General features: G+C 64.1%; 16 protein-coding genes and 1 pseudogene. 10 read left to right on the top strand and 7 right to left on the bottom strand.

Annotated elements, in window-relative coordinates; genetic code table 11:
- From pstA to BLEFHOIH_RS07195, 3 genes are all read right to left on the bottom strand, one after another.
- Positions 1–1650 carry a phosphate ABC transporter permease PstA gene (gene pstA / locus BLEFHOIH_RS07185; RefSeq protein ID WP_170937042.1) on the bottom strand — a complete coding sequence of 550 codons (1650 nt, stop codon included), beginning with the start codon at positions 1648–1650 and terminating at the stop codon, positions 1–3.
- Positions 1651–1657: 7 nt separating this feature from the next.
- Positions 1658–3037 (bottom strand): phosphate ABC transporter permease subunit PstC, encoded by a 1380-nt coding sequence (pstC, locus tag BLEFHOIH_RS07190; RefSeq protein ID WP_088343870.1) that lies wholly within the window; start codon positions 3035–3037, stop codon positions 1658–1660.
- Positions 3038–3120: 83 nt separating this feature from the next.
- Positions 3121–4182, bottom strand: coding sequence for a substrate-binding domain-containing protein (locus tag BLEFHOIH_RS07195; protein ID WP_088343872.1), 1062 nt, complete (start codon positions 4180–4182; stop codon positions 3121–3123).
- A 120-nt stretch (positions 4183–4302) separates the two neighbouring features.
- On the opposite strand from BLEFHOIH_RS07195, the gene BLEFHOIH_RS07200 reads away from it, so the two are divergent.
- The 5 genes and pseudogenes from BLEFHOIH_RS07200 to BLEFHOIH_RS07220 all read left to right on the top strand — a co-directional run bounded on the left by BLEFHOIH_RS07200 (position 4303) and on the right by BLEFHOIH_RS07220 (position 9021).
- Positions 4303–4668, top strand: coding sequence for a metalloregulator ArsR/SmtB family transcription factor (locus tag BLEFHOIH_RS07200; protein ID WP_348626031.1), 366 nt, complete (start codon positions 4303–4305; stop codon positions 4666–4668).
- Between the two features lie 115 nt (positions 4669–4783).
- Positions 4784–5173: pseudogene (locus tag BLEFHOIH_RS07205) on the top strand (arsenical-resistance protein); the annotation flags it as partial.
- A 180-nt stretch (positions 5174–5353) separates the two neighbouring features.
- On the top strand, positions 5354–6256 hold the full coding sequence (locus BLEFHOIH_RS07210) for a PhnD/SsuA/transferrin family substrate-binding protein (RefSeq protein WP_088343874.1): 903 nt from the start codon (positions 5354–5356) through the stop codon (positions 6254–6256).
- Between the two features lie 4 nt (positions 6257–6260).
- Positions 6261–7715, top strand: a complete 1455-nt coding sequence (locus BLEFHOIH_RS07215; protein WP_170937043.1) for a HAMP domain-containing sensor histidine kinase — start codon at positions 6261–6263, stop codon at positions 7713–7715.
- A complete protein-coding gene (locus BLEFHOIH_RS07220) occupies positions 7705–9021 on the top strand; it encodes a sigma-54 dependent transcriptional regulator (protein ID WP_088343878.1) in 1317 nt (438 codons plus the stop codon). Before BLEFHOIH_RS07215 ends, BLEFHOIH_RS07220 begins: the two co-directional genes overlap by 11 nt.
- A 74-nt stretch (positions 9022–9095) precedes the next feature.
- Here BLEFHOIH_RS07220 and BLEFHOIH_RS07225 read toward each other — a convergent pair whose 3' ends face one another.
- Positions 9096–9710: a hypothetical protein gene (locus BLEFHOIH_RS07225; protein WP_088343880.1), complete on the bottom strand. Its 615-nt coding sequence runs from the start codon at positions 9708–9710 to the stop codon at positions 9096–9098.
- Positions 9710–10810 carry a hypothetical protein gene (locus tag BLEFHOIH_RS07230; protein ID WP_125461618.1) on the bottom strand — a complete coding sequence of 367 codons (1101 nt, stop codon included), beginning with the start codon at positions 10808–10810 and terminating at the stop codon, positions 9710–9712. Before BLEFHOIH_RS07230 ends, BLEFHOIH_RS07225 begins: the two co-directional genes overlap by 1 nt.
- Before the next feature lie 387 nt (positions 10811–11197).
- Here BLEFHOIH_RS07230 and BLEFHOIH_RS07235 point away from each other — a divergent pair, with 387 nt between their 5' ends.
- Together BLEFHOIH_RS07235 and BLEFHOIH_RS07240 are read left to right on the top strand one after the other, a co-directional pair.
- Entirely contained in the window at positions 11198–11722 is a 525-nt protein-coding gene (locus BLEFHOIH_RS07235; protein WP_088343884.1) for an arsenate reductase (azurin) small subunit, read from the top strand.
- Positions 11723–11735: 13 nt separating this feature from the next.
- Positions 11736–14195, top strand: a complete 2460-nt coding sequence (locus tag BLEFHOIH_RS07240) for an arsenate reductase (azurin) large subunit (RefSeq protein ID WP_088343886.1) — start codon at positions 11736–11738, stop codon at positions 14193–14195.
- Between the two features lie 46 nt (positions 14196–14241).
- Here the strand turns inward: BLEFHOIH_RS07240 and arsH are convergent, their stop codons facing one another.
- Together arsH and arsC are read right to left on the bottom strand one after the other, a co-directional pair.
- Entirely contained in the window at positions 14242–15000 is a 759-nt protein-coding gene (arsH, locus tag BLEFHOIH_RS07245; RefSeq protein ID WP_245296903.1) for an arsenical resistance protein ArsH, read from the bottom strand.
- Positions 14957–15379 (bottom strand): arsenate reductase (glutaredoxin), encoded by a 423-nt coding sequence (gene arsC / locus BLEFHOIH_RS07250; RefSeq protein WP_088344308.1) that lies wholly within the window; start codon positions 15377–15379, stop codon positions 14957–14959. The genes arsH and arsC overlap by 44 nt, the downstream gene beginning before the upstream one ends.
- Before the next feature lie 79 nt (positions 15380–15458).
- Between arsC and BLEFHOIH_RS07255 the strand changes: the two genes are divergently transcribed.
- From BLEFHOIH_RS07255 to BLEFHOIH_RS07265, 3 genes are read left to right on the top strand one after another with little or no spacing between them, the layout of a single operon-like run.
- Entirely contained in the window at positions 15459–15884 is a 426-nt protein-coding gene (locus BLEFHOIH_RS07255; RefSeq protein ID WP_088344310.1) for a PadR family transcriptional regulator, read from the top strand.
- A gap of 59 nt (positions 15885–15943) precedes the next feature.
- The gene (locus tag BLEFHOIH_RS07260) at positions 15944–17290 is read left to right on the top strand and encodes an NAD(P)-binding protein (protein WP_088343890.1); all 1347 of its coding nucleotides are present in this window, start codon (positions 15944–15946) and stop codon (positions 17288–17290) included.
- Entirely contained in the window at positions 17287–18549 is a 1263-nt protein-coding gene (locus BLEFHOIH_RS07265) for an MFS transporter (protein WP_348626032.1), read from the top strand. The genes BLEFHOIH_RS07260 and BLEFHOIH_RS07265 overlap by 4 nt, the downstream gene beginning before the upstream one ends.
- The last annotated feature ends 2 nt before the right edge of the window (positions 18550–18551 follow it).

Genomic DNA, 18551 nt, shown 5'->3' on the forward strand with positions numbered 1-18551 from the left:
CTACCATTTCCTCTCAAAGCGCTGGCGCAGGAAGATGGCGATGCCGTTCATGACGACCAGGAAGGCCAGAAGCACCAGGATGGCCGCCGAGGTCCGGGCGACGAAGCCGCGCTCCGGGCTATCGGCCCAAGCGTAGATCTGGGTCGGCAGGGCGGTCGCGGGCTCCAGCAGGCCGATATTCTCGATGCTCGGGATGAAGGCGTTCATGCCGATCAGCAGGAGCGGCGCGGTCTCGCCGAGCGCATGGGCAAGGCCGATGATGACGCCGGTCATGATGCCGGGCATGGCCAGCGGCAGCACATGGTGCATCACCACCTGATGCTTGGAGGCGCCGATGCCGAGGGCGGCCTCGCGCACGGAGGGCGGCACAGCCTTCAGCGCGGCGCGCGTGGTGATGATGATGGTCGGCAAGGTGATCAGCGCCAGCACCATGCCGCCGACCAGCGGGGCGGAGCGCGGCAGGCCGAAGCTGTTGAGGAACACCGCAAGTCCGAGCAGGCCGAAGACGACCGAGGGAACGGCGGCGAGATTGTTGATGTTGACCTCGATCAGATCGGTCCAGCGGTTCCGTCGCGCGAATTCCTCCAGATAGACCGCCGCCGCGATGCCGAGCGGAAAGCTGATCAGGAAGCAGACGACGAGGGCGTAGAACGAGCCCACGATCGCGCCCGCCAGACCTGCAAGTTCGGGGAAGCGACTGGTCGGATTGAGCAGCAATTCTGAAGCAAAGGGGTAGCTGAGCGCGCCCTGCGCCTTGAGCCGGTCGAGCCACTCGAACTGCTTTTCGCTGGCGAAGCGCTGATTGAAGACCTTCGGCGTCTCTCCCGATGCCAGGGCCGCATAATTGGGCGACAGCGGCAGTTTGAAGTTTTCGAGACGCTGCCCGATGCTGTCGGGATGAGCAATGACATAGGCCTTCAGCACATCGGCCACGTCGTCGCGAAGCATCGGCCAGGCCGCGCCGACGGCGTTCGGGTTGCCGAGCGTTGCAAGCAAACCATCCGCGATGATGTCGCGGAACCGACCCGCGCCGATATCAGCGCTGCTGACCTTTTGCGGGTCGATCGAGAGGCTGACCTTCATCGCCGCGTCGGCGCCACGGCCTTCGATCAGGCCGCGCCCGGCCAGCGCCTCGAAGCGCGATGTTTCGGAGCTGCTGAGAGCGTCGACATAGCGGGGGATGACGCCCTTTTCGAGCTGATCGAACGGGTCGGACAGGCTCACTTTCAGCTTGATCGTCTGCCCGATCTGCTCGGGGTGGGCGAGCACATAGTCCCGCAGCGCGTATCTGGCTTCGCTGCTGAAGATATCGGAAAGCTGGCGCTTCTCGGCCGGCGTCTTCGCCTCCGGCACATAGCGCTCGATGGCGGTGTTGAAGATGCGGCGGTAGTTGGCGTCGGCAAGGTTCTTCGGGTCGATATCGGCGGGGTCGAGCCGTATTTCGAGCGTCGCCTTCGACTGGTAGAAGGCCTTGTAGCCCTCCACGACGAGCGAGCTGACCAACGTTCCGAGCAGCCCGATGGCGAGCGCGATCGCGGTCAGCCCGTAGAATTGCAGGCGGCGGTTGGCCGCATAGCGCTTCTTAAGCCGCCGGGCATTGGCCTCCGACGCCCAGTCTACGCCAAGCCTTGATCCAACGTTCGTATCCAAGGTCGCGTCAGTCATAGCGTTCCCGGTATTTCTGCACGATCCGAAGTGCGATGACATTGAGACAGAGGGTGACCGTGAACAGCACAAGGCCGAGCGCGAAGGCAGCCAGCGTCTTGGGGCTGTCGAATTCAGTGTCGCCGATCAGCAAGGTGACGATCTGCACCGTGACTGTCGTGACGGGTTCCAGAGGATTCAGCGTCAGCGTTGCGATGATGCCCGCCGCCATCACCACGATCATGGTCTCGCCGATCGCGCGGCTGACCGCCAAGAGCACGCCGCCCATGATGCCCGGCAAGGCCGCCGGCAGCAGAATTTGCATAATGGTCTCGGCCTGGGTGGCGCCGAGGGCATAGGAGCCGTCCCTGAGCGAGCGCGGCACGGCGGTGATGGCGTCGTCCGAGAGCGAGGAGATGAATGGGATGATCATGATGCCCATCACGGCGCCCGCGACGAAGGCGCTGTTCGGTGCGGCATCGATGCCGATCGAATTCATGAAATTCTTGAAGGCCGGCGCGACGATCAGGATCGCGAAGAAGCCGTAGACGACCGTCGGGATACCGGCGAGGATTTCCACCACCGGCTTGATCACGGCGCGAAATTTCGGGTGGGCGTATTCGGTGAGATAGATGGCGGTGAACAGGCCGATCGGGATCGCGACGAGCATGGCGAACAGCGCGATTTCGAGCGTGCCGAGGAACACCGGTATGGCGCCGAATGCGCCCGATCCCAGGCTCTGGTCCGCGCGCATGGCGATTTGTGGCTCCCAGCGCAGGCCAAACAAGAAGTCGAGCGGCGAGACCAAGCTGAAGAAGCGCAGCGCCTCGATCAGCAGCGAGAGGACGATGCCGACCGTTGTCAGAATCGCGGCGATGGAGCAGGCGATCATGAAGCCGGTCATCACGCCTTCGACGCGCTGGCGGGCTCGAAAGGCCGGCGCGATCCTGGCGCGGTTGATGACAAGGCCCGCAAGGCATAGCGAGATGGCGGCGGTGAGCATGCTCCAGGATGCGATCAGACGCCAATTCTGGTAACGCACACCCGCATCGAGAATGGCCTGATCGGGCTGGCCGAAAATATTGCCGCGTGAGACCTGCTTGATTTCACTGATCAGCAGGCTGACCTGGGCGCTGGACAGGTTGGCGGTTTTTTCGTCCGGCAAGCTCGCCAGCAGCAGGGCGTCGATCACCGGGCCCTGGAACAGCAGCCAGATCAGCACAAGGATGAGGGAAGGAATGCCGACCCAGGCGGCGACATAGGCGCCATAATAGCCGGGGCGGGAATGCAGGCTGCGAGCCTCGCCGCCGGCAAGTTTCAGCGAGCGCCGCTGGCCGATGACGTAGCCTGAGAGGGTGAGGGCCAATATGGCCGCAAGCACGTAGATGAACATGATGACCGACCCTGGCTTGGGAACGCTTCAGATACGAATGACCCAGCCGCGGCGCACGCTGCGCCGTGGCTGGGGGAAGCGTTCTAGCTCGTCGGTGCCGACATGTTCTTGGCGGCCTTGACGGCGTCTTGGGTCTCCTTGACCTTGGCGTCGGACAGTGGGGTCAGGCCGCGATCGGGCAGATAGCCGCCCTTGGCAAGCGCGCCGCTGCTGGTGTATTCGGCCAGGAACTCCTTGATGCCGGGAATGACATCGCGGTGGGCATTCTTGACGTAGATGTAAAGCGGCCGGGCGATGCCGTAGGAGCCGTCGGCGATGGTGTCAAAGGCAGGCGCGACGCCGCCGACCTTGGCGCCTTTCAGCTTGTCCTGGTTCTCATAGAGGAAGGAGTAGCCGAAAATGCCGAGGGACTTCGGATCGGCTTCGAGGCGCTGCACGATCAGATTGTCATTCTCGCCGGCTTCAACGAAGGCGCCGTCCTGGCGCATGGGGGAGCACTTGTCCTTGACCAGCGTGCCATAGGCTTTCGCGTCGAGCGCTTTCTTCTGCTCCTTATAATAGGCAAGCGACTCGCAGCCGGCGTGCAGAGCGAGTTCAACGAAGGCATCGCGCGTGCCGGAGGTCGGCGGCGGGCCGTAGACGAGGATCGGCTCTGCCGGGAGGGACTTATCGACGTCGCTCCAGTTCTTGAAGGGATTGGCGACGAGCTTGCCATCGACCGGGACTTCCTTGCCCAGGGCCAGATAGATTTGCTCCTTGGTGATGTTGAAGTCGGGGCCTTTCTTGGAGATCGCCAGCGACAAGCCGTCAAAGCCGAGCAGGATCTCGGTGACGTCCTTGACGCCGTTCTTCTGGCAATCCTCATATTCGGACTTTTTCATCGCCCGCGAGGCGCCGGTGATGTCGGCCTTGTCTTCGCCAACGCCTTCGCAGAAGATCTTCATGCCGCCGCCGGTGCCGGTCGACTCAACCACAGGCGCCTTGAACTTGGTGGCCTTGGTGAATTCTTCGGCAACAGCCTGGGTGTACGGGAATACGGTCGATGAGCCGACGATCTTGATCTGATCGCGTGCCAGGGCCGCGCTGGAGGCGAAGGCGCCTGACAGCACGGCGGCCGCCGCAAGAGCCGAGAATTTGGTTTTCAAGCGAGAACTCCCTTAATGAGTCTGTCATAAAGGCTTCAAACGGATCGAGCACGGTGACCTGGCAGGCCGCCATCTCGCCGCGATTAAACATGTGCAATGTAACAATTCAATGACAGTTGAATGATTCAATCGTTGGATGATAAGAAGGCTGTAACGGTACTGACGGCACTGGCGCAGGAGCACCGGCTGAGGATTTTTCGGTTGCTGGTGTGGCGCGGGCCATCCGGACTGCCGGCGGGGGAGATCGCGAGCGAGGTGGGCATTAGCCCGACCAGCACGTCCTTCCACCTCAAGGAACTGGAGCGGGCCGGGCTTTTGCAGGCAACGCGCGAGGGGCGCTTCATCCGCTATGCGGTGAATATCGAGGCAATGCGGCAGCTCCTGGAGTTTCTGACCGAGGATTGCTGCCAGGGAAATCCGGAGATCTGCGGCGGCATATTCGCCGGCGCCAAGTCTCTCTGCGGAACCGGTGGGAAGAAGACTTGACTGCCGGGGCCGGGATCGCAAGGGCCGTTGTCGTGGCGCTTTAACCAGGGATCGTCGCGCTCCCTCCGCACATGCAATCAGCGAGCGTAAACGCGCCGCGTAAACCAAGGTGATCATGTCCAAATTCGAACGGTATCTGACAGTCTGGGTCGGGTTGTGCATTGTGCTCGGGATCGCGCTGGGGCATCTCTTTCCAGGCGTTTTTCAGGCCATCGGCTCGGCCGAAATCGCTAAGGTGAACCTGCCGGTCGCCGTGCTGATCTGGCTCATGATCATTCCGATGCTGCTGAAGATCGACTTCGCCGCGCTGTCGCAGGTGAAGCAGCATTGGCGCGGCATCGGCGTGACACTCTTCATCAACTGGGCGGTCAAGCCGTTCTCGATGGCCTTGCTCGGCTGGCTGTTCATCGGCTGGCTGTTCGCGCCCTATCTGCCCGCCGACCAGATCAACAGCTACATCGCCGGCCTGATCCTGCTGGCGGCGGCGCCCTGCACCGCCATGGTCGGTGGTGAAGATCGTCAATGCCAGCCGCGGCTGGTACGAGGAAGGCGCCGCCGTGCGCGGACGGATGACTCCAGCCAAAGTCCACAGGTGAGCGAATAATTGAGGGAATGACCGGCCTTGCGGTATAGTCTTCGACTAAGAAACGATAAGACACGGGAAACGCCAAATTAGGAGCGCGCAATGCCCTACGGGTTTGCGCCTTTCAGCCCACCGCCGCTTCTGAGCCGCCGGGCCATCCTCGGGATTTTCGGCAGCGGTTTTGCCACGTTCGCCGCACCGCAAAACGCCCGCGCGCAGGATGCGTCCCGCGACATCACGCTCGGCCTGACGCCGGTGTTCCTGAACAACGATCTGGAACTGCTCGCGGCGCTGAAAACTTATCTAGAGCTGTCGGTCGGCCAGCCGGTCAAGCTGGTGCTCCGCCGGACCTATGAGGAGATCACCTCGCTATTGGTCTCCGGCCAGCTCGATGCCGCCTGGATCTGCGGCTACCCGTTCGTCGCATTCCGTAATCAGCTCGAACTCGTCGCCGTGCCGGTGTGGCGCGGCAAACCGCTCTATCAGAGCTACATCATCGCCGGAACGGGCAATGCGGCGGCCTCTATCGCTGAGCTGCGCGGCGGCGCGCACGCCTTTTCCGATCCGAACAGCAATTCAGGCTATCTGGTAACGGCCGCGCTGCTCGCGGAACAGGGCGCGCGGCCTGAAGGCTTTTTCGGCCGCGTCTTCTTCACCTACGGCCACCGCAATGTGGTGCGGGCGGTCGCGTCGGGCCTTGCTGACAGCGGCAGCGTCGACGGCTATGTCTGGGAGGTGATGACGGCGGTCGAACCCGCGATGACGGCGAACACCCGCGTTGTGCGCAAATCCGAATGGCTCGGCTTCCCGCCAATCGCTACCACGCGCACCGCAATGGCGCGCGGCGAGGTCCAAGCCTTGCGGCGCGGCTTCGTGCGTATGGCAGAGAGTGCCGAGGGCCAGCGCGTGCTGAAGCTTCTGCATCTCGATGGCTTTGCCGAGGAGCCGCCCGCGCTGTTCGACGCGATCTCGGCCAAGGCCGATCTCGTCAAGCGGCTCGGGTGAACCCATGACCCGCTTCACGCTCCGGGCGTCCGAATGGCCCATTGCGATCAAGGTGCCGCTCTTGGTCATGCTGCTGATGCTGGCGATCAGCTTCGTCATCACCAACACGGTGCTGACGCGGCTCGCGCAAACGCAGGAGCGCCATCTGCAAACGCTGAGCCGGGCCTATCTCGACGGCCTCGGCGGCACGTTGCTGCCGCATATCCTGCGCGAGGACGTCTGGGAGGTTTTTGACACGCTCGACCGCGCGCGCTCCGTCTATGCCGGCCTCAACGCCGTGACGACCATCGTGCTCAATCCGGCGAAGCGGGTGATCGCCGCCAGCGACCCCAAGGCGTTCCCGACGGGACAGGCCGTGACGCCGGATCTGCTGGCGGGCCTCGGCGTGGACGGCCGGCTGCTCATCGACGAGGACAAGGGCACGGCGCGGATGCTGGACGCAGTGCGCTTGCAAGGGCAGGCGGTCGGCAGCGTCTATACCGAGCTGGACGTGTCCGCGCTGATGGCGGAGCGGCGCTCGGTGCTCTGGCAGCTCATCGCCACGAACGCGCTGCTGACGCTGTTCCTGATGGCGGCCGGCACCTGGGCGGTGCGGCGCATGCTGCGGCCCGTGCGCACGCTCGGCTCGGTGCTCGATCGCGGCAGCGACGGGCCGGTGGAAATCATCCCCGACGCCCAGCTCGGCTCGGCAACCAGCGAGTTCGGCCGCCTGTTCCGACGCTACAACGCCATGGCCCGCGCCGCCAATGAGCGGCTGCATCTGGCCGAGAGTCTTGCCGAGAAGGAGAGGCTGGCGAGCCTGGGACGGCTCGCATCCGGCATGGCGCATGAGATCAACAATCCGCTTGGCGGCCTCTTCAACGCCCTCGATGCCGTCAAGCGCTATGGCGACCGCGAGAGCGTGCGCGAATCCTCGGTGCGGCTGCTGGAGCGCGGCCTGAACGGCATCCGCGACGTGGTGCGCGCAACGCTGATGACCTATCGCCAGCCGGACGAGCCCCGCTCGCTCAAGCGCGACGACATCGAGGATTTGCAATATCTCGTCCAGCCCGCACTGCGCCAGAAGGATCTCACCATCGACTGGCGCAATGATCTCGGCAGCGATCTGCCGCTGCCCGCCGCCGCCGTGCGCGATACGGTGCTGAACCTGCTGCTGAATGCCTGCGCCGTGTCGCCGGAGGGCGGGCTTGTCTCGCTCACGGCCGACGCGGACGCGCATAGCTTCGAAATCAGCGTCGGCGATTGCGGGCCTGGGATGCCCGACGCCTACCGAGCGTTCCTCGAAAACGGCAGCGCGGCGAGCGGGCCGATGAAATCCGGCGCCGGCCTCGGCCTGTGGATGGTGCGGCGGCTGCTCGACGCATCCGGCGGTTCGGCAAACATCGAGGCAGGACCGGCGGGCACGACCATCCGCCTCACCCTGCCCTTCGAAAGGGAGGCATCGCGCCATGTTGCTTGAGGGCCGGACCATCGCGGTGATCGAGGACGACCCGATCATGGGCGAGTCGCTGCTGCAAAGCCTGGCGCTCGAAGGCGCCAAGGTCGACCTCTACCCATCCGGGCGGGCGGCGCTGAAATCCGTCGCGCCGCGCAGCGTCGATCTCGTCGTCTGCGACATCCGCCTGCCCGACACGGACGGCCAGAGCCTGTTCCGCCATTTCGGCGTCAATGCCGACGCGCCGCCTTTCCTGTTCATGACGGCCTTCGGCGATGTCGATGCCGCCGTCGCGCTGATGCGGGAAGGCGCCGCCGACTATCTGACCAAGCCGTTCGACATGGACGTCTTCCTGCACCGGGTGAAAGGCTCGCTGCGCCCCTCGCCGAGCCGCGCCGGCATCACGCTCGGCGTCTCGCCCGCCATGCGCGACATCGAGCATCTGCTGCACGTCATCTCAAAAATCGACAGCCCGGTGCTGATCACCGGCGAGACCGGCACGGGCAAGGATGTCTGCGCCCGGCTGCTGCATCAGCTTGCGGGCAAGCGCGGCCCGTTCATGGCGGTGAACTGCGCCGCCATCCCCAGCGACCTGCTGGAGAGCGAATTGTTCGGCCACGAGGCGGGCGCCTTCACCGGCGCCGGCAAGCGGCATCTGGGCTTTGCCGAGCGCGCGGCGGGCGGCACGCTGTTCCTCGACGAGATCGGCGAACTCGCGCCGCCCTTGCAGGCCAAGCTGTTGCAGGTGCTGGAGGACCGGCAGTTCCACCGCGTCGGCGGCGAGACGCCGGTTGCGTTCAAGGGCCGGCTGGTCTCGGCGACCAACGCCGAATTGCAGGGCCTGCTGGCGGCCCGGCAGTTCCGGCTGGATCTGTATTACCGCATCAATGTGGTGGAGGTGAAAATCCCGCCCTTGCGCGAGCGCCCGCAGGACATCCCCTGGCTGATCGGCCAGATCTTTGGCGACCTCGCCGCCGGCCAGGGCAAAGCGATGCGCGGCGTCAGCACGGCGGCGGAGCAGGCGGCGCTCGCCCATCTCTGGCCCGGCAATGTGCGCGAGCTGAGGAACCGTCTGGAGCGCGCCATCGCGCTGAACCTGAGCGGCTGGATCACGCCGCAGGACCTGTTCCCGGAAAAGCTGCCGAGCGCCGCGCCGCCCGGGCAAAGCTCGTGGTCGCTGGCGGATGCGCGCGAGGCGGCGGAGCGGCATCAGATCACCCTGGCGCTCGGCGACAATGACGGCCAGATCGGCAAGACAGCCGAAGCGCTGGGCATCTCCCGCACGACGCTGTGGGAGAAGATGAAGCGGTATGGGTTGGCGGAGGGGTGAGGTGGGGGCACGATCTCCCCTAGACGGCGATCTGCGCGTGGCTTGGACAGCGCTCGAAGGTGTAACTGACGGGCTTACTTGACTGAAGCGCGTCTGAGCTCGAGATCGCCGGTTGTCTTCCGCGATGTGAAGTACCGCCCGGTCAAACGATCCTTATCGTCGTCAAAGTCGAGCTCAAGAAAGGCATGACCGTCGTGAGGTGCGCTGCGGTGCTGGTGTGCGGCATCTGGATCGTTGCAATAGGTGTAGCAAAGGCGGAAACGCCGCGCGTCGTGATGAGGCTCGAGGAACACCTTGGTCGAATATGAGCGGGATTCGTTCGTGCGCAGCCGCACTGATGTGGCGAACAGCCCTTGATGGATTGCGACGGCAATCGGAATGGGAGCAATGGGCTGATCGGTCTTCGGATCGATCCAAGTCGACCGCAGAGTGCCCTCCCACTGCCCGTTGAGGTCCGGAAATGCCTTGCGCTGCAATGTAGGAAAGTGGCGCCACAGCCAGCGCCACGATAGCTCCGCGAACCAGGTCAGCATGAGGCCGACAAGTGTTGCTGTGAACGAAATCAACTGCACGACAGTCAGTGAACGACCAGCCAGAAGCGCCAATGCGCCGTCGACGGACCATGCGAGAGCCGCGCCGATCCCGAGCACGATCAGAATCTGCCAGCGAAGCGGAAGAAGGGTCCACATCAGCTCAAATTCCCGAGGTACAACACGGCGGCGTCCGCGAATTCTTGCGCCGTAGCTAGTGTCCAGGGCTGATGCGGGCCAAATAGCAGTTTGATTTCGTTGATTTCTGTGAGTTCTAGTGCGGTGTATGGATTTTGCAGGATGTGCTGCATGGACTGAGCAATGCGCCGCATCCGTCCATATAGATCGGCATCGACGAGAAACTGGCCATCATCGACGAGATAGACAAGGCATTCAATTAAGAACGAAGGCGCGTTCGCGGGGAGCACGCCGTGCTTCACCATCTCTTCACCCATATGCTTGAAGCAGCGCACGACTCGCTTGAAGCGGTGAGCAGTTCGTTCACGCTTCCGCACGCCGTTGGCATGGTGCTGCTCAGGGAAATTGATGATGAACTGTCCCCCGGTCGAAAGAAGGATGATGCCCGGAAGGACGCGATACTGGCCCGCTACGTTTATTATTCCATGATAGTTCATGCAAGGCACGACATCGACGTCCGCGCGGCTGCCGGTGATGCCCTCAATCTTGATCGCCTTTTTACCCGGCCCGACTCCCTTTTTGATTTTGTCCGATAGGGCCGTGAGAAGCTCCGCCCTCAGCCATTGGAGACGCTGTGAGTTGGTCACCCCAGTCGGATAGTAGCCGAATGCCTGGTAGGCCTCGGCTGGCACAACTCCGAGTGCATACTCGATATAGATCCCTGGATCGACGACACGCAGGTCAACATCGGCAAGGGTGCGACCATTCGTGTTGTTAAAATAGGAGCCCTGCGGCTCAACGCGCACCCCTCGAGCGACTAACCCTTCGCTGCGCTGAATGGCATCTATGACGTACCGGCGAGCTCGCTCTAGCATTTGCTCTTCGGTAGGTGACGCGGGTTTCTGTCGGTGCTCGAGCCAAGCGTTCCACTCTGCTCGCGATCGCACGCTGCCGGCCTGAGGGAATAGTGCGCTTAGAAGCGGCGACATGGCCGCTCCAACTTTGGCCTGGACGGCTTCCGGTCCCACAAGCAATTCGCCTAGCGAGGGTTTTGGTTCGGGTCCCGACCCGAACCATATGTCCATAAGGGGATTTTTTTGATTATCGAAAAGGCCGGCCATCGTGCGCCCCCGGAAACAATCAGAATGCGTCGGCAGATCGGCCGACCCGAACGCAACGATCCCTGTGCCCGTCGGGAATGTGAAGCCGTTTGCGATGATTCGCAAGTTTGTCACTGTGGCAATTGCGCGAGTCCCCGCAAACTCAGCTGCGTGTCAATCTGCAGACGCCGCGAGTGATCCCGGCTCGCCGCTGCGCGGCGTCCGGGACGACAGTGAGGCGATGTTCGGAGAACTGAACACCGAGTTTGAATACGTGTTCGGAAACGCAAACGCCGCTCACGATCCCTGATTCCACAAGTAGCTGAAAAATATACATCATTTTCCTCCCCACCCCCTGGCACGCCGCTTGCTCTTCTCTCCCCAACAGACACCAAGGGGAGGAAGCCTATGAAACGTTGCCCAAATCTCGTGGACACTGGCCGGCGCCAGTTTCTTAGAGGCACGGGGCTGGCCGCCGCCGGCCTCGCCACCGCCGCCGCCATCCCGCACGAAGCCAAGGCCGCATCGACGCTCGCCCGCGTCTCCTATCCGGCCAACCGGCTCGGCAATGTCAGCGAGCTGAAGCTCAACGAGCCCGTCGATGTCAGCTATCCGGATGCCGATGCGCCGGGTGTGCTGATCAAGCTCGGCCAGCGGGTCGAGGGCGGGGCGGGGCCGGATGGCGACATCGTCGGCTTCTCGACGGTGTGCCCGCATAAGGGTTTTCCGATGAATTACAATGCCGGCGACCGGACGCTGAACTGCCCCGGCCATTATTCCCGCTTCGACGTCGAAAAGGGCGGCCAGCAGGTCTGGGGGCAGGCGACGCAGAACCTGCCGCAATATGTGCTGCGCGTCGACGCCAAGGGCGACATCTACGCCGAAGGGCTGGATGAGCTGCTTTACGGCCGCCTGAACAACGTGCTGGCATAGGGAGGGACGCATCATGGCCTTCAAGCGCAATATCGACCGCCTGCCGATCATCCCGGCCGACGCCAAGAAGCAAACCGCCGTCTGCCATTACTGCATCGTCGGCTGCGGCTATCACGCCTATAGCTGGCCGGTGAACAAGCAGGGCGGCACTGCCCCCGGCGAGAACATTTTTAACACCGACCTCTCCAAGCAGCAGGCGCCCGAGAGCGACGCGTGGTACGCGCCGTCGATGTACAACATCGTCAAGCAGGACGGTCAGGACGTGCATATCGTCATCAAGCCGGACAAGGCCTGCGAGGTGAATTCGGGCCTCGGCTCGATCCGCGGCGCGCGCATGGCCGAGCTGAGCTTCTCGCAAGCACGCCAGACGCAGCAGCAGCGGCTGACCGACCCGATGGTCTGGCGCTACGGCTCGATGGTGCCGACAAGCTGGGACGACGCGCTGGATCTGGTCGCCCAGGTCACGGCGACCATCGTCAAGGCCAAGGGCGAGGATGCGCTGTTCGTCTCCGCCTTCGATCATGGCGGCGCGGGCGGCGGCTACGAAAACACCTGGGGCACCGGAAAGCTCTATTTCGGCGCCATGAAGATCAAGAACATCCGCATCCACAATCGCCCGGCCTACAATTCCGAGGTGCATTCGACGCGCGACATGGGCGTCGGCGAGCTGAACAACTGCTATGAGGACGCCGAGCTGGCCGACACAATCGTCGCCATCGGCTGCAATTCGCTGGAGACGCAGACCAACTATTACCTGAACCATTGGGTGCCCAATCTGCGCGGCACGTCGCTGGACAAGAAGCAGGCGCAACTGCCCGGCGAGCCGCACGCAAAGGGCCGCATCATCTTCATCGACCCGCGCCGCACTGTAACGATCAACGCTGCCGAAGCCGAGGCCGGCAAGGAGAACGTGCTGCATCTGGCCGTCAACTCCGGCACGGATCTGGCGCTGCTCAACGCCATTTTCACTTACGTCGTCGAAAAGGGCTGGGTGGATAAGGATTTCATCGCCGCCTCGACCAAGGATTTCGACAAGGCGGTGAAGGCCAACAAGACCTCGATCGAGGACGCCGCCAAGCTGACGGGCGTTCCGGCCGAGGACATCATCAAGGCCGCCACCTGGATCGCCGCGCCGAAGGAGGGCAAGCGCCGCCGCGCCATGTTCGCCTATGAGAAGGGCATCATCTGGGGCAACGACAATTACCGCACCATCGCATCCATCGTGAACCTGGCGCTTGCGACCGGCAATGTCGGCCGTGAAGGCGGCGGCGCGGTGCGCATGGGCGGGCATCAGGAAGGCTATTCGCGCCCGGCTGACGGCCATGTCGGGAAGCCTGCGGCCTATGTCGATAAGCTGCTGATCGAGGGCAAGGGCGGCGTCCACCACATCTGGGGCTGCGACCACTACAAGACCACGCTCAACGCCATGGAGTTCAAACGCGTCTACAAGAAGCGCACCGACATCGTGAAGGACGCCATGAACAGCGTGCCCTACGGCGACCGCCCGGCGATGGTGAAAGCCATCGTCGATGCGATCAATGCGGGCGGACTGTTCGCGGTCGACATGGACATCGTTCCGACCCAGATCGGCCAGGCCTGCCACGTCTGGCTCCCCGCCGCGACCTCGGGCGAGATGAACCTGACTTCGATGAACGGCGAGCGGCGCATGCGCATAACCGAGCGCTATATGGACCCGCCCGGCCAGTCGATGCCGGATTGCCTGATCGCCGCCCGCATCGCCAACCACATGGAGCGCGTGCTGCGCGCCATGGGCGACGCCAAATATGCCGACCAGTTCAAGGGCTTTGACTGGAAGACCGAGGAAGACGCCTTCATGGACGGCTATCACGCCAACGAGAAGGGCGGCAAGTTCGTCACCTATGAGCGGCTGAAGGCGATGGGCACCAACGGCTTCCAGGAGCCGGCCACCGACTTCAAGGACGGGAAGATCATCGGCACCAAGCGCCTGTTCGCGGACGGCAAGTTCGGCACCAAGGACGGCAAGGCGATCTTCTTCGAGGCGCAATGGCGCGGGCTGCAGGCGCCCGGCAAGGACGAGCAGAAGCGGAAGTTCAAATATCTGATCAATAACGGCCGGGCGAACCAAGTCTGGCAGTCCGCCTATCTCGATGTCGAAAGCGATCTGGTGATGGACCGCTGGCCTTATCCCTTCATCGAGATGAACCCGGAGGACATGGCCGCGATCAGCGTCAAGCAGGGCGATCTGGTCGAGGTCTGGAACGACGCCGGCTCGACCCAGGCGATGGCCTACCCGACGCCGACGGCGAGGAAGGGCGAGACCTTCATGCTGTTCGGCTACCCGACCGGCGTCGAAGGCAATGTCGTGAACGCTGGAACGAACGAGCTTGTCATCCCGAATTACAAGCAGACCTGGGGCAACATCCGCAAAATCTCGGATGCCCCGGCAGGCGTGAAGCATCTCAGTTTCAAGTCGCAGGAATACAAGGCGTAGGGCCGATGGCGCTCGCCGGGCGGGATCTCTCCCCCGCCCGGCGGCGTCAAATACTGCGCAGGCTGACTCGGAGCGAAAGCTCCTCGGCGCTTTCCTTGCGCTCGCTGTAGCGGTCTGTCAGATAGGTTGAGCGGTCACGCAGGAGCAGCGTGAATTTCGTCAGCTCCTCCATCACATCGACGATGCGGTCGTAATAGGCCGACGGCTTCATCCGTCCGTCCTCCTCGAATTCTAAATGGGCCTTCGCCACCGACGATTGGTTCGGAATGGTGAACATCCGCATCCAACGGCCCAGAACCCGGAGCTGATTCACAGCGTTGAAGCTTTGCGAGCCGCCTGAGACCTGCATCACGGCCAGCGTCTTGCCCTGCGTCGGGCGGACCGCGCCAAGCGTCAAAGGTACCCAGTCGATCTGCGCCTTCATGATCCCCGTCATCGAGCCGTGCCGTTCCGGTGAGCACCAGACCATCCCCTCCGACCACACCACGAGCTCGCGCAATTCGCGCACTTTCGGGTGATCGGCTTCGGCATCGTCAGGCAGCGGCAGGCCGCTCGGATTGAAGATGCGTGTCTCAGCGCCCAGGCGGCGGAGAATGCGCGCTGCTTCCTCCGTCGCAAGGCGGCTATAGGAGCGCTTCCGCACTGAGCCGTAGAGCAAAAGAATGCGGGGCGGGTGCGCGCCGAGCGCAGGCTGGAACAGCGCCGTACTGTCGATCGGCTGAAGCGCGTCTTCGTCAATATTGGGAAGAGAGTCTATTGGGTCAGACAAGGCGGTTTCCCTCCGCATCGATGATGAGGCCGCCATCTTCCTTGTAGAGCGGGCCGGGCGGCAGGCGTTCGAGCAAATCGAGCACGGTTTCGCTCGGGCGGCAAAGCTTGACCCCGCGCCGGCTGCAGACGATCGGCCGGTTGACCAGCACCGGATGTGCAATCATGGCGCCGAACAAGGCGTCGTCGCAGACGTCCGGGTCGAGAAGGCCAAGCTCCGCTGCCGGGGATTTGGTCTCGCGCAATGCGGTACGCGCCGTGAGATCGGCAGCGGCGAATAGGCCGAGCAGCTGTGCGCGCGTCCAGCCCGTCGTCAAATAGTCGATAACCGTCGGGCGATAGCCTGCGGCCTCGATGATCGCCAGCACGTTGCGCGAGGTACCACATTCTGGATTATGATGGATAACGATGTTCATGGTGCCGATGATCCGCTCCAAGTTTCAGACCACACATTGACGCTTGACGCATCGATGGTCAATGCATAATGTTGCGGGCATGGCAAAACCCAAACCGCAGCTCCGTTCCGCCGACAAGGCCTCGCCCGATTATCTCAGCCGGGCCTATTGGAACGGCACCATCAAAATGAGCCTGTCGAAATTCTTCATCCTGTGCGTGCTGCACCAGCGGCCAATGCACGGCTATGACCTGACGCGCGAGGTCGAGCGCACCACCAATGGCTGCTGCTCGCCGACCGAGGGCACGATCTACCCGGTGCTGCGCGAATTCGAGGCCGGCGGCTATGTCACCTCCGAGGCGCAAATCGTCTCGGGCCGCGAGCGCAAGGTCTACACGCTGACCGACAAGGGGCGCGAGGCGTTCAAGGTGGCTGTCGAGGCCTGGATGGAAGTGACCCGCTGCCTGGTCGCGTCAGAGCGCGTGGTGCAGACGAGTTCGCCTTCGGATGGGACGTGCTGTGCCTGATTTTTTTGCCCGCATACATTGACCATCGACGCATCGATCATCCAAATGAGGAGACGCACATGAAAGAGGACTTGCCCGTCGCCGTGATCGGGGCCGGCCCGGTGGGGCTTGCCGCTGCTGCCCAGTTGGTCGCCCGCGCATTGACGCCCCTCATCTTCGAGCGCGGCCCACGCCCCGCCGCCACCATTCGCGACTGGGCGCATGTGCGGCTGTTCTCGCCCTGGCGCTATAATGTCGATGAGGCCGCCCGCGCGCTTCTGACCGGCACCGGCTGGACCGCGCCCGATCCGGACCGCTTGCCGACCGGCGGCGAGTTGGCCGGCCTCTATCTCGATCCGCTGGCCGCCCACCCCGCGATCGCGCCCCACCTCCATTTCGACGCGCGGGTGACGGCAATAGGCCGCCTCGGCATCGACAAACTGCAGGACGCCGGCCGTGCCGATACGCCCTTCGTCATCAGCTGGACGGACGCCGAGGGCATGAGCCACCGCAGCCTCGCCCGCGCCGTGATCGACGCCTCCGGCACCTGGCATTCGCCCAATCCGATCGGCGTCGACGGCCTCCCTGTCCCCGGCGAGGCGGCCGCAACCAGCGCCATCGCCTATGGCATCCCCGATGTATCCGGCGCGGCGCGCGAGGCCTATGCGGGCAAGCGCATCCTGGTCATCGGCGGCGGCCATTCCGCCATCAATGTCGTATTGGACGTGCTGCGGCTGCAGCGGGACGCGCCCACCACCCGCATGATCTGGGCGCTGCGCCGCGACCGGATCGACCGGCTGCTCGGCGGCGGCCTCAACGATGCATTGCCCGAACGCGGAGCGCTTGGCATCGCCGCAAGGGCCGCGATCGATAGCGGCCGCCTCGAATTGCTCGCGCCCTTCGCGGTCGAACGCCTGGAGCAGTGTTCGGATGCGATCCGCGTCAGCGCGACCGTACGCGGCGAGCCGGTCAGCATCGACGTCGACCGCATCATCGTCGCGACCGGCTTCCGGCCCGATACTGGCCTGTTTAGCGAATTGCGCGTTGCGCTCGACCCGGCCGTCGAGGCACCGCTGAGGCTCGCGCCGCTGATCGATCCGAACCTGCATTCCTGCGGGACCGTACCGCCGCACGGCGCCGCCGACCTCGCCCACCCGGAGCCCGGCTTCACCATCGCCGGGTCGAAATCCTACGGCCGCGCGCCGACCTTCCTGATGATGACGGGCTACGAGCAAGTCCGCTCCATCGTCGCGGAGATCGCGGGCGACCATGAAGCCGCGCGCGAGGTTCGGCTGGTCTTGCCGGAAACCGGCGTCTGCACCACGGATACGCTGGACGCCGAGGCCCAGGGCTGCTGCGGCGGCGCGGCGGCGGCCAGTCAACAGCCCGAGCCACAATCAGCGGGCTGCTGCGGAGGCGCGGCGTGAGCGCTGCGACCGACATCCTGCCTGGGCCGGGGCGTCCGGCCGATTCCTATCGCGGCCTGATCACCGCCCTCGGCATCGGCCAAATCTGCTCCTGGGGATCGCTCTATTACAGCTTCCCCCAGCTTGCGGAGGCGATGGGCCGGGATCTCGGCTGGTCGAAGCCGGAGCTTTACGGCGCGGCGACGCTCGGCCTTGCGCTGAGCGGCCTCGCCGCCTATCCGGTCGGCGCGGCCATCGACCGGGGCCATGGGCGCGTGGTGATGGGCAGCGCCTCGATCCTCGCGGGGCTCCTCATGCTGGCCTGGTCGCAGGTCGAGAGCCTGGCGCTGTTCTATGTCCTCTTCGCCGGCATCGGCTGCCTCCAGGCTGCGACGCTCTACGAACCCGCCTTCGCCGTGATCGCGCGGCGGGCCGGTCCCGGCATGGCGCGCCGCGGCATCACCGCGCTCACCCTGTGGGGCGGCTTTGCCAGCACCGTCTTCATCCCGCTTATCCAGGTGCTGATCGGCCAGTTCGGATGGCGCGGCGCGCTGGTCGGTCTCGGGCTGATCAACATCGTCGTGTGCGGCGGCCTCTATCTTACCGCCATCCGTCCCGCAATGGATGCCATCCCGCCGCATGGTCCGCTCCCGGACGAAGGCAGCACCGCCGGCCACGGCGCGGTCGTCCGCGCCATGCGAACACCAGTGTTTTGGGCGCTCGCCCTGACCTTGACCGCTTACGCGGCCAGCTTCTCCGCCTTCACCTTTCACTTCTACCCGCTGCTCATCGAGCGCGGCCTGGACGCCACGGCGACGGTCGCGGTCCTCACCTGCATCGGGCCGGCGCAGGTCGCGGGGCGGGTCCTGATTTGGGTGTTCGCGCCGCACGCCTCGATCCGCCGGATTGGCTCGATGGTGGTGGCGCTGTTCCCGCTCGCCGTCATCGCCGTCGCGTTCCTGCCGCCGAGTTTTCTGCCTATGGCGGCCGTCGCGGTGATCTACGGCGCGGGCAATGGCATCATGACCATCGTGCGCGGCATGGCCGTGCCGGAAATGCTGAGCCGGCACTCATACGGCGCCATCAACGGCGCGCTGACCGGCCCCTCGCTGCTGGCCAAGGCGCTCGCCCCGGCCGGCGCCGCCGCGCTCTGGGCGGTGACGCAGAACTACAACGGTGTCATCCTCGCCATATTCGCCGGCGCGCTGCTCACCGCCATCGGCTTCTGGTCCGCTGCGCTGCTCTCAAAGCGGTCGAGCTATGGCTCAGAGTTGCATTAGAC

Origin of the sequence: Rhodomicrobium sp. R_RK_3, from assembly GCF_002198715.1 — a bacterium.
Taxonomy (GTDB): Bacteria; Pseudomonadota; Alphaproteobacteria; order Rhizobiales; family Rhodomicrobiaceae; genus R-RK-3.